Source organism: Acinetobacter sp. Ac_5812 (genome assembly GCF_013072695.1).
Classification (GTDB): domain Bacteria; phylum Pseudomonadota; class Gammaproteobacteria; order Pseudomonadales; family Moraxellaceae; genus Acinetobacter.
Genome location: NZ_LXUK01000001.1, coordinates 415,445 through 430,277, shown reverse-complemented (window position 1 = coordinate 430,277; position 14,833 = coordinate 415,445). Strand labels below are relative to the sequence as shown.

General features: G+C 42.9%; 14 protein-coding genes. 4 read left to right on the top strand and 10 right to left on the bottom strand.

The window, feature by feature from the left end; translation table 11 throughout:
* The first annotated feature begins 10 nt into the window (after positions 1–10).
* Positions 11–1,750: an amidohydrolase gene (locus A7P55_RS02080; protein WP_171550922.1), complete on the top strand. Its 1,740-nt coding sequence runs from the start codon at positions 11–13 to the stop codon at positions 1,748–1,750.
* Between the two features lie 36 nt (positions 1,751–1,786).
* Here A7P55_RS02080 and A7P55_RS02075 read toward each other — a convergent pair whose 3' ends face one another.
* The 4 genes from A7P55_RS02075 to dapA all read right to left on the bottom strand — a co-directional run bounded on the left by A7P55_RS02075 (position 1,787) and on the right by dapA (position 6,701).
* Positions 1,787–4,195 carry a TonB-dependent receptor gene (locus tag A7P55_RS02075; RefSeq protein ID WP_171550921.1) on the bottom strand — a complete coding sequence of 803 codons (2,409 nt, stop codon included), beginning with the start codon at positions 4,193–4,195 and terminating at the stop codon, positions 1,787–1,789.
* A gap of 239 nt (positions 4,196–4,434) precedes the next feature.
* On the bottom strand, positions 4,435–5,154 hold the full coding sequence (gene purC / locus A7P55_RS02070) for a phosphoribosylaminoimidazolesuccinocarboxamide synthase (RefSeq protein WP_005201682.1): 720 nt from the start codon (positions 5,152–5,154) through the stop codon (positions 4,435–4,437).
* A 35-nt stretch (positions 5,155–5,189) separates the two neighbouring features.
* Positions 5,190–5,792, bottom strand: coding sequence for a lipoprotein-34 precursor (NlpB) (locus A7P55_RS02065; RefSeq protein WP_171550972.1), 603 nt, complete (start codon positions 5,790–5,792; stop codon positions 5,190–5,192).
* A 15-nt stretch (positions 5,793–5,807) separates the two neighbouring features.
* Complete coding sequence (gene dapA, locus A7P55_RS02060) at positions 5,808–6,701, bottom strand: 4-hydroxy-tetrahydrodipicolinate synthase (protein WP_005317184.1); 894 nt, start codon at positions 6,699–6,701, stop codon at positions 5,808–5,810.
* A 292-nt stretch (positions 6,702–6,993) separates the two neighbouring features.
* Between dapA and pncA the strand changes: the two genes are divergently transcribed.
* The 3 genes from pncA to A7P55_RS02045 all read left to right on the top strand — a co-directional run bounded on the left by pncA (position 6,994) and on the right by A7P55_RS02045 (position 9,040).
* On the top strand, positions 6,994–7,626 hold the full coding sequence (gene pncA / locus A7P55_RS02055) for a bifunctional nicotinamidase/pyrazinamidase (RefSeq protein ID WP_171550920.1): 633 nt from the start codon (positions 6,994–6,996) through the stop codon (positions 7,624–7,626).
* Between the two features lie 91 nt (positions 7,627–7,717).
* On the top strand, positions 7,718–8,182 hold the full coding sequence (locus A7P55_RS02050; protein ID WP_004803451.1) for an Lrp/AsnC family transcriptional regulator: 465 nt from the start codon (positions 7,718–7,720) through the stop codon (positions 8,180–8,182).
* A gap of 219 nt (positions 8,183–8,401) precedes the next feature.
* Positions 8,402–9,040, top strand: a complete 639-nt coding sequence (locus A7P55_RS02045; protein ID WP_016542239.1) for a YitT family protein — start codon at positions 8,402–8,404, stop codon at positions 9,038–9,040.
* A gap of 198 nt (positions 9,041–9,238) precedes the next feature.
* Here the strand turns inward: A7P55_RS02045 and glmS are convergent, their stop codons facing one another.
* From glmS to ribE, 6 genes are read right to left on the bottom strand one after another with little or no spacing between them, the layout of a single operon-like run.
* Positions 9,239–11,077 (bottom strand): glutamine--fructose-6-phosphate transaminase (isomerizing), encoded by a 1,839-nt coding sequence (gene glmS, locus A7P55_RS02040; protein WP_171550919.1) that lies wholly within the window; start codon positions 11,075–11,077, stop codon positions 9,239–9,241.
* A gap of 12 nt (positions 11,078–11,089) precedes the next feature.
* Complete coding sequence (gene glmU / locus A7P55_RS02035; protein ID WP_171550918.1) at positions 11,090–12,454, bottom strand: bifunctional UDP-N-acetylglucosamine diphosphorylase/glucosamine-1-phosphate N-acetyltransferase GlmU; 1,365 nt, start codon at positions 12,452–12,454, stop codon at positions 11,090–11,092.
* Positions 12,455–12,473: 19 nt separating this feature from the next.
* On the bottom strand, positions 12,474–12,995 hold the full coding sequence (locus A7P55_RS02030) for a phosphatidylglycerophosphatase A (RefSeq protein ID WP_171550917.1): 522 nt from the start codon (positions 12,993–12,995) through the stop codon (positions 12,474–12,476).
* Positions 12,973–13,890: a thiamine-phosphate kinase gene (gene thiL / locus A7P55_RS02025; RefSeq protein WP_171550916.1), complete on the bottom strand. Its 918-nt coding sequence runs from the start codon at positions 13,888–13,890 to the stop codon at positions 12,973–12,975. Before thiL ends, A7P55_RS02030 begins: the two co-directional genes overlap by 23 nt.
* Positions 13,891–13,904: 14 nt before the next feature.
* Positions 13,905–14,354 (bottom strand): transcription antitermination factor NusB, encoded by a 450-nt coding sequence (gene nusB / locus A7P55_RS02020; protein WP_004657014.1) that lies wholly within the window; start codon positions 14,352–14,354, stop codon positions 13,905–13,907.
* Between the two features lie 3 nt (positions 14,355–14,357).
* Positions 14,358–14,828 (bottom strand): 6,7-dimethyl-8-ribityllumazine synthase, encoded by a 471-nt coding sequence (ribE, locus tag A7P55_RS02015; RefSeq protein WP_004803462.1) that lies wholly within the window; start codon positions 14,826–14,828, stop codon positions 14,358–14,360.
* Positions 14,829–14,833: the final 5 nt, after the last annotated feature.

Sequence of the window (14,833 nt, the reverse complement as noted above, 5' to 3'; positions counted from 1 at the left end):
ATTTTAATTCATGAACCCTACTTATCTCAAACACTGCACCTTATTCACTTCTATTTCACTGGCTGTTGTGGGCTGTGCAACTACGGCAGTGCCTGTCACTGCAACAGAACAACTGTTTTATGGTGGCCCAATTCTGACCATGTCAGGCAGTAGTCCTGAATATGCAGAAGCCTTGTTGGTGAAGGATGGAAAAATCCGTTTTGTGGGCTCAAAGCAGCAAGCTGAAAGCTTGGCGGATAAAAGAGTCCAATCTATTGATCTAAACAATAAAACCTTATTGCCCAGCTTTATTGATGCGCATAGTCATGTGAATATGGTTGGTTTCCATCAAATGGTGGCTAATCTCTACCCCACGCCTGATGGTCAGGTCTCAGATATCAACTCTTTGGTGAATGTGCTGAATAGTTGGAAAGTTCAAAATCCATCCGTGATTAAAACTATGGGCGGCTGGATTTTGGGTAATGGCTATGATGATGCGCAACTGAATGAGCAGCGTCATCCGACTGCAACAGATCTAGATCGGGTATCTCTAGACCAACCGGTGATGATTTTGCATCAATCGGGGCATTTAGCATCAGTCAATCATAAAGCTCTTGAATTACTGAAGATCAATCAAAATACGCCGAATCCAGCGGGTGGGGTGATTCGCCGTGAAGCGGGTTCTAATGTGCCGAATGGTGTGTTAGAGGAATCCGCTTTATTTACTGCAATTGGCTCAATTTTTAAAGATGTACCCCCTGCTGTGATGTTCCAAATTGCAGAAAAAGGTATTGATGCCTATGTTAAAAATGGTTTTACCACGGTACAAGAAGGGCGGGCTGATCAGGGCACCACTGAAATGTGGCACGCTTTAGCCAAGCAGAATCGACTGCCAATTGATGTGGTGTCTTATCCTGATATCACCACCAGCCAAGACTATATGCTCAAGCAAGGTAGCCAGCGACAGTATGATCATCATTTTCGTATTGGTGGAGTGAAAATCAGTTTAGATGGCTCACCTCAAGGCAAGACTGCTTGGCTGACCCAGCCTTATCTGGTACCGCCTGAAGGTAAAGATAAGACTTACAAGGGCTATCCTGCCATGAGTAATGATCAGCAAGTCAAGGACTATATCAATTTAGCTTTTAAGCAAGGTTGGCAGGTGCTTGCGCATGCCAATGGTGATGCTGCGATTGATCAATTTATCGGGGCGGTAAAAGATGCCACAGTAAAACAAGGACTGGCAGATCGTCGTAGTGTATTGATCCATTCGCAAACCATCCGTGATGATCAGCTGGATCAACTCAAAGCCTTAGATATTATTCCTTCGTTCTTCTCGTTGCATACCTTTTATTGGGGTGATTGGCATCGTCAGCAAACCTTAGGCGAAACCCGAGCTGCCCATATTTCGCCAACTGCAACAGCTTTAAAAAAGCATCTGATCTTTACCGAACATCATGATGCACCTGTGGTACCACCGAGTAGTATGATGATGCTCGATGCCACCGTGAACCGAGTAACGCGGAGCAATTATGTTTTGGGTGCAGATGAGCGCATTAGCCCATATCTGGCATTAAAGTCGATGACAGATTGGGCGGCGTATCAGTACTTTGAGGATCAGACCAAGGGTACTTTAAGCCAAGGTAAATTGGCTGACTTAGTCATTCTGAATCAGAACCCGTTGACTGTCCCAAGTCGTGAGATTAAAAACATTAAGGTATTGGCCACTTATAAAGAAGGTAAACTGATTTATCAGAACGCGCAGAATTAAAGTAAGAACCGAGCCAGAAGGCTCGGTTTTTGATTACTACCAACGATAATTGATCTTGCCGTAATAGAACGCGCCATTAAAGCCAAAAGGCGAGAACTGGCTATAAGGCAAGCTGCCGCCTGTGGGTTGGTTGATATCGTAGACATCTTTATCAGGATATACATCGGTAATATTGTCGCCACCGACGGTGAAGTTCCAGTTTTGATATTGATAAGACAGTGCTAAATCGAGTAACCATTTGGCTGAGAATTTTTGATCTTTGGCTTCGCCAGAATTACTAAAGGTTTTAAAGCTGCCATAACGTGTGACATTGGTATTCACAGTGAAGTTTCCAAGCTTATAGTCATTCGCTAAACTGAATTTATGTTCAGGGGTACTACCAGCCAATAAACCGTATTGCTCTCGACGATCCAGACGCGTGAGGTTAATGCCCAGCGCATCTAAGATGGCTGGATTTCCATCCACGTGGGTTACTTTATTTTTATTGTAGTTGTAGGCCAGTGAGGTATTCAGTTCACCATAAGGCAATGCAGCCCATTTATAGGTTGCAACTAAGTCAACACCGCGTGTGCGGGTATCGCTGGCATTGTTGAAATAACGAATCGTGTTGAAGTTGGTGTCGGTGATTCCTTTTGAATTCAGGTATTGGCGCACGCTGTCGCTGCTGGCATTGATATTGGAGGACAGACTAATCCGATTATCAATGTCGATTTGATAAGCATCCAAAGTCACATACAGTTGATCTGTAGGTGTTAAGACCAAACCCACACTATAGTTTTTAGATTTCTCTGGTTTAAGTTGTTCGGCACCAAGTAGTTGAGCAACGTATGACGTGGTGGGGAAGGTGCCTGCTTCAGCAAATTGACCATTGATCAGCTGCGAAGAGGTTTGGGTGAAATATTGTTGAGCCAAACTTGGTGCTCGGAAACCCGTAGAGGCGCTACCTCGTAGCGCAATCGCTGGATGAATCGCATAACGCAAAGACAATGACGCATTATCGGTATGACCAAAATCATTGTAATATTCATGGCGATAGGCTGTAGAGGCAGACAGTTTTTCAGTTAAATTGGCCTCTAAGTCCAGATAAGCCGCATAACTGTCGCGAGACCATTCACCGGCATCGGCAGAGCGAAAGCCCGCTAATCCAGAAGAGCCACTTTTATAATAGGAGGCTGGATCACCCGCTTGGATTTGATATTTCTGATTCAAATATTGCGTACCAAAGGCAACATTCAGTGGGCTGGCGAGTGCTGCAAGATTAAACGCTCGAGAAACATCAAAATTCACCACCGTTTGTGCGTTTTTCAGTGTGCCATTTTGGAAGCCGAAAGGCGTGGTGGCAGTGTCTTTATAGAGATCGACATTAATGGTTTTGGTATCAACATCGTAACGATTCAAACCATAGTTCACCGATGCGTCATAATGCCACGTAGACCAATCGCCTTTGATCCCTGCTACCGCAGCAAAATCATCGAGTTGACCTTGTATGATGGGTAGATAGCCATTGGGAAACAGGGCAGGAATATTATTGGAGGCATTGCTTAAACGATAGAATCCAGCAGTTTCTGCATTACGATGGCTATAGGTCGCAAAAGAATACAGCTCGGCATGATCACTGAGGTCATAACCCAGATTCACTGCTGCTTTGACCTCATCGGAATCTGGGTCGCCAAAACGGAAAGTACGCTGTCCATAGGTGTTTGATTTCGGATCACGTAGGTCAGCACCTGCACGGTTGGTGGCTTGACTATCCTGCCACTCCCCTGAAAAAATCGCATAACCATAATGATTCAGTTGGGTGCCACCAGAAACAAAAGATTGCTTTTGCTCGCCATCGCCCTTGTTATAAATGCCATATTTAATCCCAGCTTCGCCATGTTTTGGATTGGATTTCAAAATAATATTAATCACCCCTGCAATCGCATCAGAGCCATAGCGAGCCGATGCACCTTCGCGGAGTACTTCGACACGACTAATCGCTGAGATCGGAATTGCATTTAAATCAGTCGGTGCAGAACCTCGACCAATGGTACCGCCGAGATTAATAAAAGCCCCTGTGTGACGACGTTTGCCATTGACTAAAACCAGCACCTGATCTGGTGCAAGGCCTTTTAATTGGGCAGGACGGACCAGCTCGGTTCCATCCACTACAGTGGGGCGTGGAAAGTTAATTGAAGGAATAATTCGAGACAGCGCTGTCCCGAGTTCATTGGAGCCCGTGCGTTCAGTCAGTTCTTTGGCACTAATCACATCAATTGGCTGTAAGGACTCTGTTTGTGAACGATTGTTGGTCCGCGTTCCTGTGACCACAATGGTCGCGAGCGTTTTGACTTGTTCGGGCTCTATGGGCGTGTTCTCAGCGGCATGTACATTGCTATACAGGGCAAGCAAAATCAGGCTAGTACTCAGACTTAAAGGAAAAGTTTTTACAAGGGGAGTATTCATTTTGATCTTCTAACTCAAGTTTTGTAAACATTTGTGAACATGGTAGGAGGATCAAAATATTTTCAAAAACAATATAAAAACATAAGGTTAGAAAAAAATTTGCAAAGCTCAATTGATGGATTTTAAGTGAATGATTTATATGGTATTGATATTTAAAATGATGTTCGTTTTTTTGAATGGAAAATAAAAAAACCAGCCCGATTGGGCTGGTTTTTTAGAAACAAAAAGTTTAGTCAGACTTAGATGTCATCTAAGTTAATACCTAAACGAGAAGCAACTTCTTCATAAGCTTCAACCACACCACCTAAACCTTGGCGGAAACGGTCTTTATCCAATTTTTTCTTGGTGTCTTTATCCCATAAACGGCAACCGTCTGGAGAGAATTCATCACCCAATACGATACGGTCATGGAACACACCGAATTCAAGTTTGAAATCAACCAGAATCATATTACCTGCATCGAATAATGCTTTGAGCACATCATTCACTTGGTAAGTGAGTTCTTTCATTTTTTCAAGTTGTTCAGCAGTCGCCCAACCTAAAGCAATTGCTTGAGATTCGTTCACCATAGGATCGCCAAGCGCATCATCTTTAAAGAACAATTCAAATGTTGGCGGAGTTAATTCCTTACCTTCTTCAACACCTAAACGACGGCACAATGAACCCGCTGCATAGTTACGAATCACGCATTCAACTGGAATCATCTGAAGTTTTTTAACCAGCACTTCAGTTGGAGAAAGCAATTTTTCAAAATGCGTTTCGATACCCGCAGCAGCTAATTTGTCCATGATGAAGGCGTTAAAACGGTTGTTGACCTTGCCCTTACGATCGAGTTGCTCGATTTTTTCGCCATTGAATGCCGAAGCATCATCACGAAAGACTAAAATCAGGTGATCAGCGTTATCTGTCTCGTATACAGATTTAGCTTTACCAGTATAGAGCAAGGTTTGTTTTAACATGGGGGAACCTTTTGAAAAAAATGCCTAGTAAACGACTAGGCTGGCCAATTTTGGTAAATCTGGGCTAACACTTCAGTTGCAACCGCTGGTTCTGCAAAAGTCGTGTCGAGTTTGAAGAGGGCAATAGTATTGCTTGAGCCAACCGCAGAAAGCTTCAACAGGTAGTTTTGCTCACCGACCTTAATTGTTGCTTCATAGCCATGATCTGCTTGAGAGATGACTTTGTAGTTGAGGCTGCTCACAGTTGCAAAGGCATATTGCCAAGCAGTGGCTGTTGGACCTTCCACTTTCAGTAATGGGTTTTTATTCCCATCCATCACCAATTGTGGACGGCCTAAAGTCGTTGCTGCCGCCTCAGTGCTATTGCTTACAGTTTTCATTGACTCTGGACGAGGCAATGCATAACGGTTGCCAGTCTTGCTCTCAAATGTTGGCGCATGTTGAATCGCAAGTGGATCAACCGTCGGTGCTGGATACAATGGCGTGAATGGTCTTACCGTTGCATTCTCAGGGAATTTGAGTGGTTCAAGCGCTTGCGCTTTTTTATAATCTAAAGAATGATTATTGAGGGCAAAACGACCACAACCAGCCAAACTTAAAGCTGAAATGACAAGGACAACACCAAGACGTAATTGCATCATAAATTGCTCGTATTAAATAATGCCCGCAGTTTTTAAATCTGTGCGGAGCGGTTCACGATATTGTTCTGCGAGAGCGGTTAAAGGCAGGCGTAGACCTGTACTAATGTATCCCATCTCATGCAACGCCCATTTCACAGGAATTGGGTTTGATTCGCAAAACAAAATATTGTGTAGATTTGCAATTTGTTGATTCAAACTTTGTGCTTTGGCTTGATCGCCAGCTAAAGCTGCTTCACAAACTTCGCTCATTTGTTTTGGTGCAACGTTAGCAGTAACCGAAATATTACCTTTTGCACCCAGCAAAATTAGTTCCCAAGCAGTTTCATCATCGCCTGAATACACTGCGATTTTATCATTTAGACCTTCGATGAGGGCTTGACCACGGGGCACATCACCTGTTGCATCTTTAATCCCAACAATGTTTTTAACATCGGCAAGACGAATCACGGTTTCGTTTTGCATATCGACGCCAGTACGACCTGGGACATTATAAAGAATTTGTGGAATATCAACTGCTTCAGCAATTGCTTTGTAGTGTTGATATAAGCCTTCTTGTGTGGGTTTATTATAATATGGTGTCACGAGCAATGCCGCATCTGCACCGAGTTCTTTGGCTGCTTTGGTTAATTCGATGGCTTCGCGTGTTGAGTTTGCACCTGTACCCGCGATAATTGGAATGCGTTTATTGGCTACACGAATCACTTCTTTGATGACTTGTGTGTGCTCTTCCATGCTTAATGTAGATGCTTCGCCCGTTGTGCCAACAGCAACAATACTATGTGTACCTTGTTGGATGTGCCACTCAACGAGCTTCTCAAGACTCTTCCAATCTACGCGACCATCTTCAAACATAGGGGTGACGAGTGCGACAATTGAGCCTTGAATATTCTGTGCTAGCTGAGTCATTTTAAAAAACTATCCTATTTTCCCATCCGAGATTGAATTAGTTGAAACGAAATATTGGATGGTTGCAGTATTTTGATTCGTCGTTCAATAATGAATTCGATTGAATGACAATTATGCAAATTATGACTGATCGGCGGCATAAGAACAATATGCTTTAGTCAAACAGCCGAAAACTTTAATTCATCTTTTACTTGAATGATTTTCATCTTATGAAAAAGTTTAGGTCTGGTTGGCTAGTCAGAAACAGAGAGGCAGCGTATTGTACAAGGAGCTATCTAGGTTGAATAATGAGATGCAAAGCGATTCAAAACACAGCGCATTAATTGTTGTCGATGTGCAAAATGGATTTACCCCAGGTGGAAACTTGGCAGTCACAGGTGCCGATCAGATTATCCCTGTGATTAATCAATTGGCGCATCAGTTTGAAACGGTGGTGCTGACGCAAGACTGGCATCCAGATCAACATATTTCTTTTGCGGACAATCATGCGCAAAAAGTGCCTTTTGAAACAATAGAGTTACCTTATGGCACGCAGGTATTATGGCCAAAGCATTGTGTACAGGGGACGCAGGATGCCGAATTTCACCCTGATTTAGATATTCCAACGGCACAATTGATTATCCGCAAAGGCTTTCACGTTAATATTGATAGCTATTCTGCCTTTATGGAAGCCGATCGTAAAACACCGACGGGATTAAAGGGCTATCTTCAAGAACATCAAATTAATACGGTTTATATTGTGGGAATTGCCACTGATTTTTGTGTGACATGGACAGCCTTGGATGCCGCACAGATGGGTTTTAAAACCTATGTGATTGAGGATGCCTGTAAAGCGATTGATCTGAATGGTTCATTACATAATGCATGGCAAAGTATGTCAGAACATGGCATTCAGCGGATTCAGTCTGCTGCAATTTTGGCATAAGCTTGAGCTGTTTGATCTAAAGGCGTTACACTTCTCAGGCTGGTGCATCAGCATCAGTTAAATTATGCCTTAAACCTAAGCTGAGCGTTTTATGACCGTCGAACTTGATGATTTTGATCAAAAAATTATCCATCATTTACAAATGAATGGACGCTTGGCCAATCAGGAATTGGCTGAATTGGTCGGTTTATCGACCTCGCAATGTTCACGCCGTCGTGTTCAGCTTGAACAGAAAAAAATTATTACAGGCTATTATGCTCAAATCGCGTTGAGTGCAGATCCTGCGCCGATCATGGGTATTATTGAAGTGAAATTACAGAACTATAGTGATGCAACCCATGATCGTTTTGTAGAGTTCCTCATGCATGAGCCCGCCGTGAAGGATATTCATAAATTAACAGGCAGTTATGACTTTGCCCTTAAAGTCGCAGTTAAAAATCTGGATGAGATGGTCAAACTCATTGGAATTTTGTCTTCCAAGAACTTTGGTGTTAGTAATCTGAACACTTCAATTGTGTTGGAAAAATTAAAAGAAAACGGGATTGCGATTAAATAAAAAAAGGATTTCATCGTCACTTGATCTGAGACGAATTCATAACAAGGCTGATCGAAGCGCATAGACTATTCGAAATGGATTATTTTGAATATAAATTGCATTTATGGCAAAAATATAAGAATAAATTGCGAAATTTTAATAAAAATGATCAAATATGCTATGTCTTTCTTTGAAAGATCTCTCTCCCTTTAGCTGTTCTTCTATTTGAGTTGTACCGTTATGAATACCGAGCAAAATGTATCTCTGGTAAGTCCAGTCATGCCTGTGATTGAGCAGCACTCTAAAATTGAAGATGCATTGGCGATGTTGATCGGAACATTCATTCTGTCTTTTGCAATGACCTTATTGCAGCAGGCAGGCATTATGACGGGAGGGACAGCAGGTTTATCTTTGCTGATTCACTACATTACCGATCTGAAGTTCGGCGTATTATTTTTCCTGATCAATATTCCATTTTATTATTTTGCCTATAAAAAGATGGGCATCGCGCTGGTGGTGAAAACCTTTATCGCTGTTGCATTGTTGGCCGGATTTACTGAAATCATTCCACAATTTTTTCATCTCTCTGATGTGAATCCCATTTACGCTACAGTTTTTGCTAATGTCTTGATGGGCGTGAGTTTTTTGATCCTGTTTAGACATCGTTCGAGCTTGGGTGGTATCAACCTACTGGCGTTGTATTTACAGGAGCGCTTTCAGATCCCAGCAGGCAAAGTACAGTTAGGTATTGATCTCGCAATCTTGTTAGCGTCATTGTTCTTTGTCGATTGGAAGTTAATTCTGATTTCAATTTTGGGTGTGATTATTCTCAATTCGATTGTGTTATTGAATCATAAAAGCACGCGTTATGTGGCTTGATGCAAGTGTACGCTCTGAGATGGGTTTGACTGTCGCAGAACTCAAGCTATATCGATCATAAGACGCTAGATGTGATCCAACCCATTAAATGACTGATGTCATGACAAATCCAGCAGTAAAAAAGCGCCATAAAGAATCTCTTTATGGCGCTTTTTTAGATATCAGCGTGGTACAAACGACGCTGATAGCCGTATCAAATTATTCGACTGTCACACTCTTGGCGAGGTTACGTGGTTGATCGACATCAGTACCACGTAACACTGCAACGTGGTAAGACAACAATTGCACAGGCACGCTGTAAACGATCGGTGCTAGCCATTCATTTACCGCTGGAACATGAACCACGTGTTGACGGTCTTTGCCATGAATACCACTGTTTTCATCTGCAAAGACGAATAATTCGCCACCACGGGCTTGAACTTCTTCCATGTTCGATTTGAGTTTATCGAGCATGTCATCCTGTGGTGCCAAGATAACCACAGGCATTTCATTATCCACCAATGCCAATGGACCATGCTTCAATTCACCTGCGGCATAACCTTCAGCATGGATATATGAAATTTCTTTCAGTTTCAATGCACCTTCGAGTGCGATCGGGAAATGAGTCCCACGACCTAAGAATAAGCAGTGATTTTTCTCAACGAATAATGCTGATAAACGCAGGATTTCAGTATTGCCTTGTAAAGTATCTAAAATGACTTTAGGGCAATGCCACAAGGCTTCAGTGATTTCAGCAAATTGGGCAGCGGAAAGGCGTTGTTTGACTTGACCAATTTTTAAGATCAATAGCATCAATGCCGCAAGTTGAGTGGTAAAGGCTTTGGTTGACGCCACCCCAATTTCAGGACCTGCAAGCGTCAGCAAGTGATGATCTGTTTCGCGTACCATAGAGGAGGTCGCAACGTTACAAATCGTCATGGTGCTGATGTCAATGTTATTAGCTTTGGCACGCTTTTGGGTTTCACGTAATGCGGCTAAGGTATCAGCTGTTTCACCTGATTGTGAAATACAGACATATAGGGTATTTGCTACAATCACTGGATTGCGGTAGCGGAATTCACTTGCAATCTCAACTTGGCAAGGCACACCAATCAGTTGTTCAAACCAATATTTGGCAATCATGCCTGCATGGTAGCTAGTACCACAAGCAATGATTTGAATTTGCTGAATTTTAGCAAAATCAGCATTGGCGTGATTAAGGAAATCTTCGCGTAAGTTATTGCCATTCAATGCTTGAGAAATGGTTTGCTGAATTGCTTCAGGCTGCTCATAAATTTCTTTAAGCATAAAGTGCTTGTATTCGCCTTTAGATACATTACTTACTGTTGCATCTAATTCTTTCATTGGGCGTTCTACAGGCTGACCATTTGCAAAAACTTCAATGCTGGTACGGGTTAAGCGCGCAATATCACCTTCTTCTAGATAAACGAAGCGATTGGTGACTGGCAATAACGCCAATTGGTCTGAACTGATAAAGTTTTCACCAATACCGACACCAATCACCAGAGGCGAACCTTCACGAACCGTAATTAGCTCGTCTGGATGTGCCGTGTGCACAATCCCAAGTGCATAAGCACCTTTAAGGCGAGGTGTGATCTTTTGTACTGCTTCCAATAGGCTATCTGTTTGCTTTAATGCATCGTTAACCAGGTGCGCAACAACTTCAGTATCGGTTTGTGAGGTAAACACATAGCCTAAGGCTTGCAATTCATCTTTCAGCTCTTGGTAGTTTTCAATGATGCCGTTATGAACCACTGCAACATCACCCGAAACGTGCGGATGTGCATTATTTTCTGTCGGTTTACCGTGAGTTGCCCAACGTGTGTGTGCAATCCCGACATTTCCAGTTAAGTGCTGTTCTGACACGGCTTCAGCCAAGTTGGCAACTTTACCAACACGACGTTCACGTAAGATTTTTTGATTATTGAGTAATGCTAAACCAGCAGAGTCGTAGCCACGGTATTCAAGGCGTTTTAGTCCTTCAATCAGAATATCGGTTACACAACGTTCAGCAACGCCACCAACAATACCACACATAATTTTATCCTCTTATTTTTTCAGCTTTTGGGGACGTTGATAATTTGCTTTTTCAAACTGTTTTGATCGTTCGACAGCCAAACTATGCTCAGCCACATCTCGAGTGAGGGTTGATCCTGCACCTGTTGTTGCGCCTTGACCAATTTTGATTGGTGCAACCAATGAGTTATTGGTACCAATAAATACATTATCTTCGATAATAGTACGATGTTTGTTGGCACCATCATAATTACAGGTAATGGTACCTGCACCAATATTACAGCCCGCGCCAATATCTGCATCACCTAAATAAGTGAAGTGATTGGCTTTTGAGCCTAGGCCCATATTGGTATTCTTTACTTCTACGAAGTTGCCGATATGTACGTCATTCGCGAGATTGGCACCTGGGCGTAAACGCGCGAAAGGCCCAATTTGAGCACTTTCACCAACCACTGCATTTTCAAAAATGCTATAGGGTTGAACTTTTGTACCCGCAGCAATACGGGTATTCTTTAGAATACAGCCTGCGCCAAGTTGTACGTTATCACCGAGCTCGCAGACACCTTCGATGATGACATTGACATCAATTTGTACGTCTTGCCCACAGCTTAAGGTACCACGTAAATCAAAACGATTTGGGTCAATTAAGTGAACACCTTGTAGCATCAATTCTTTGGCTTGCTGCTGCTGGAACTGACGCTCCAAGGTCGCAAGTTGTAAGCGGTTATTCACACCTTCAACCTCAAATGCAAGCTCTGGTTCAACTGAGGCAACTTCTAAGCCATCTGCAATTGCCATCGCGACAATATCGGTGAGGTAATATTCGCCTTGCGCATTTTCATTGGAAAGTTGAGGCAACCACTCATGCAGTTTTGCGTTACTGACACAATAAATGCCAGTATTAAATTCTTTAATTTGGCGTTGTGCTTCATTGGCATCTTTATGTTCAACAATGGCTTGAATTTTACCATCTTTGCGAACAATACGACCATAACCGGTTGCATCATCGACTGTGAGTGTCACTAAGCCAATGCCTGTTTGAGTTGATGCATCCAATAATTTTTGTAGCGTATCTGCCTGAATACAAGGTACATCGCCTGATAAAATCAGTGAAACACCTTCTTGCGGTAGAACAGGCAAAGTCATTTGCACGGCATGACCTGTTCCAAGTTGTTCTGCCTGCTCAACCCATTCAATCTGTTCTGCTGCAAAGCTTTGTTTAACCAGCTCACCGCCATGTCCATATATGGTAATAATGTTTTGGGCATTGAGTTTTTTTGCAGTTTGAATCACATGTCCAAGCAGAGGACGACCTGCAAGTGGTTGTAATACTTTTGGTAATTGTGAACGCATTCGCGTTCCTTTCCCTGCTGCAAGAATAATAACAGTTGTTGACATAACTAACTCTAATAGTGGCTTAAGTCAAAAGATAAAAATGAAAAATAAGAATACAGAGTGCCGCCCAAAGGCCAGCAATGATGTCATCCAGCATAATCCCTAAGCCGCCAGACACTTTTTGGTCAGCCCAGCTAATTGGGAATGGTTTCCAGACATCAAATATACGGAATAAGATGAACCCGACAATGACCCATAGCCAATTCATTTGCTGTAAATACAGCAAAGGTAGGAGGGTAATGGATTGTCCTGCAAATTCATCCCAGACAATGCGACCATCGTCATGCACATTGATGACTTTTGCAGTATGTCCACAGATATAGATGCCAATGAAGGACATGAATACGATCGCAATCAGGCTTGCTGACAAGCCAAGGTACAACCACAGTGGGACAAATAACAGCGCAAAGGCAGAACCAAAGGTTCCAGGGGCTTTGGGTGCTAAACCAGAACCAAAACCGACACCGCAGAATACGATGAAGCGGTCAAACCAAGTCATTTGGCTAAAGTGAATGGGAGGCTTATGCAAAGTGTTGGTATCCATGAACATGTAATGGGTGTGCTTTGCCCATATACTCAAATAACAATCCAGTTTGTTGGGTAATTTTGCCGATTATTGTAAGCGGAACATCTAATTGTTGTCGCGACAGTTGTTTAAAGTTTTGCGGCGATATTGTAAAGCATAATTCGTAATCATCACCACCTGCAAGCGCATAATGCCACGCTTGTTGCAGATCCAGTTGTTTGAGTGATGAATCTAACGGAAGTTGCTCAAGCCGTAATTTTGCACCGACATTGGATGCTTTTAAAATATGGCCTAAGTCTTGCGCCAATCCATCCGAGATATCAATCATACTCGATGCCAACCCTTTGAGCTGTTGACCCAAATGACAACGTGGGGTTGGATAATCCAAACGTTGTTGCAAGGCATGACCAAGATGTTGTAATCCAAATGCAGCATCACCGATTTGGCCGCTGACACAGATATAGTCACCGACTTGTGCACCTGCACGGGTAATGGCCTGACCATGTTCGATCCAGCCTAGCGCAGTCACGCTAATCGTGAGTTGAGTGCTTTGGGTGGTATCACCCCCAATCAGGCTGACATCAAATTGATCGCAGCAATCAAACAAGCCCTGACTAAATCCAGCCAGCCAGTCATGATCAACAGTCGGCAGACTCAATGCGAGTAAAATACTATGAGGTTTTGCCCCCATTGCTGCCAAGTCAGATAAATTGACGGCGACGCTTTTCCAGCCGATGGCATGGGCAGCGGTGTCTAAAGGGAAATGACGACCAGCAACCAGTGTATCTGCACAGATCACCAGTTGTTGTGAAGATGGTGGGGTAATAATGGCTGAGTCATCACCGATGCCTAAACTGACATCCGTATTGGATGTGCGTTTAAAGTAATGCTCAATAATTGAAAACTCAGCCATTTAACACAAGCCTATTATTTTGCTTGCTGTTTTTCAGCTTCACGCAGCTTTGATGAAAGACGGTCTAATACACCATTGATGTATTTATGACTGTCTGCACCACCAAAGTGTTTAGCTAGCTCAATCGCTTCGTCAAGTACAACGCGGTATGGAACTTCAAGATGATCTCGGAGTTCATAAGCACCTAGTCGTAAGGTTGCAAGTTCTACGCCATCCAGGGCATTTAACTCACGGTCAAGTACAGGGATGAGTAACTCATCTAAAGCTTCATGTTGAGCAACCACTTGAGTGAGCAATTCATGGTAATAGTTAAGGTCAACTTTGTGCATGGCATTTTCAACACGCGTGCGTGCTTCAATTTCATGAACTGGGTTATGACTCATTTGCCATTCATAAATCCCTTGTACAGCAAAACGACGTGCTTTGCGTTTCGCTGCATAAGCGGCCTGAAGTGTTTGCGACATGCTTTAAATTGCCTTTAATAAGTTAACCATTTCGATTGCAGTCAATGCAGCTTCGCTACCTTTATTTCCTGCTTTCGTACCAGAACGTTCAATTGCTTGTTCAATGCTGTCTGTGGTTAAGACACCATTGATCACAGGCATTGTGCTTTCAAGTGCAACCACACCTAAACCTTTTGCACATTCACCAGCAACAAAGTCAAAGTGAGGTGTGCTGCCACGAATCACTGCGCCTAAAGCAATGATGGCATCAAATTTATTTGAAGCTGCTAATTTTTTCGCAACAATCGGTAGTTCCCATGCACCAGGTGCATGAATAACGGTAATCGCTTCTTCTGCAACGCCATGGCGTTTTAAAGTGTCGATTGCGCCTTCAAGTAAATGTTCAACAACGAAGCTGTTGAAACGACCGACTAAGATCGCATAACGACCTTCGCTTGCGAGATGTAATAAACCTTCAATTCGGCGAATTGCCATAGCAA

Excerpts from the sequence above, each read along its gene's own strand:
- dapA (WP_005317184.1), bottom strand. The coding sequence starts at position 6,701 with ATGACTCAGCTAGCACAGAATATTCAAGGCTCAATTGTCGCACTCGTC.
- A7P55_RS02080 (WP_171550922.1), top strand. The coding sequence starts at position 11 with ATGAACCCTACTTATCTCAAACACTGCACCTTATTCACTTCTATTTCA.
- A7P55_RS02050 (WP_004803451.1), top strand. The coding sequence starts at position 7,718 with ATGACCGTCGAACTTGATGATTTTGATCAAAAAATTATCCATCATTTA.
- A7P55_RS02065 (WP_171550972.1), bottom strand. The coding sequence starts at position 5,792 with ATGCAATTACGTCTTGGTGTTGTCCTTGTCATTTCAGCTTTAAGTTTG.
- A7P55_RS02030 (WP_171550917.1), bottom strand. The coding sequence starts at position 12,995 with ATGGATACCAACACTTTGCATAAGCCTCCCATTCACTTTAGCCAAATG.
- purC (WP_005201682.1), bottom strand. The coding sequence starts at position 5,154 with ATGTTAAAACAAACCTTGCTCTATACTGGTAAAGCTAAATCTGTATAC.
- thiL (WP_171550916.1), bottom strand. The coding sequence starts at position 13,890 with ATGGCTGAGTTTTCAATTATTGAGCATTACTTTAAACGCACATCCAAT.
- A7P55_RS02045 (WP_016542239.1), top strand. The coding sequence starts at position 8,402 with ATGAATACCGAGCAAAATGTATCTCTGGTAAGTCCAGTCATGCCTGTG.
- ribE (WP_004803462.1), bottom strand. The coding sequence starts at position 14,828 with ATGGCAATTCGCCGAATTGAAGGTTTATTACATCTCGCAAGCGAAGGT.
- A7P55_RS02075 (WP_171550921.1), bottom strand. The coding sequence starts at position 4,195 with ATGAATACTCCCCTTGTAAAAACTTTTCCTTTAAGTCTGAGTACTAGC.
- glmS (WP_171550919.1), bottom strand. The coding sequence starts at position 11,077 with ATGTGTGGTATTGTTGGTGGCGTTGCTGAACGTTGTGTAACCGATATT.
- pncA (WP_171550920.1), top strand. The coding sequence starts at position 6,994 with ATGCAAAGCGATTCAAAACACAGCGCATTAATTGTTGTCGATGTGCAA.
- nusB (WP_004657014.1), bottom strand. The coding sequence starts at position 14,354 with ATGTCGCAAACACTTCAGGCCGCTTATGCAGCGAAACGCAAAGCACGT.
- glmU (WP_171550918.1), bottom strand. The coding sequence starts at position 12,454 with ATGTCAACAACTGTTATTATTCTTGCAGCAGGGAAAGGAACGCGAATG.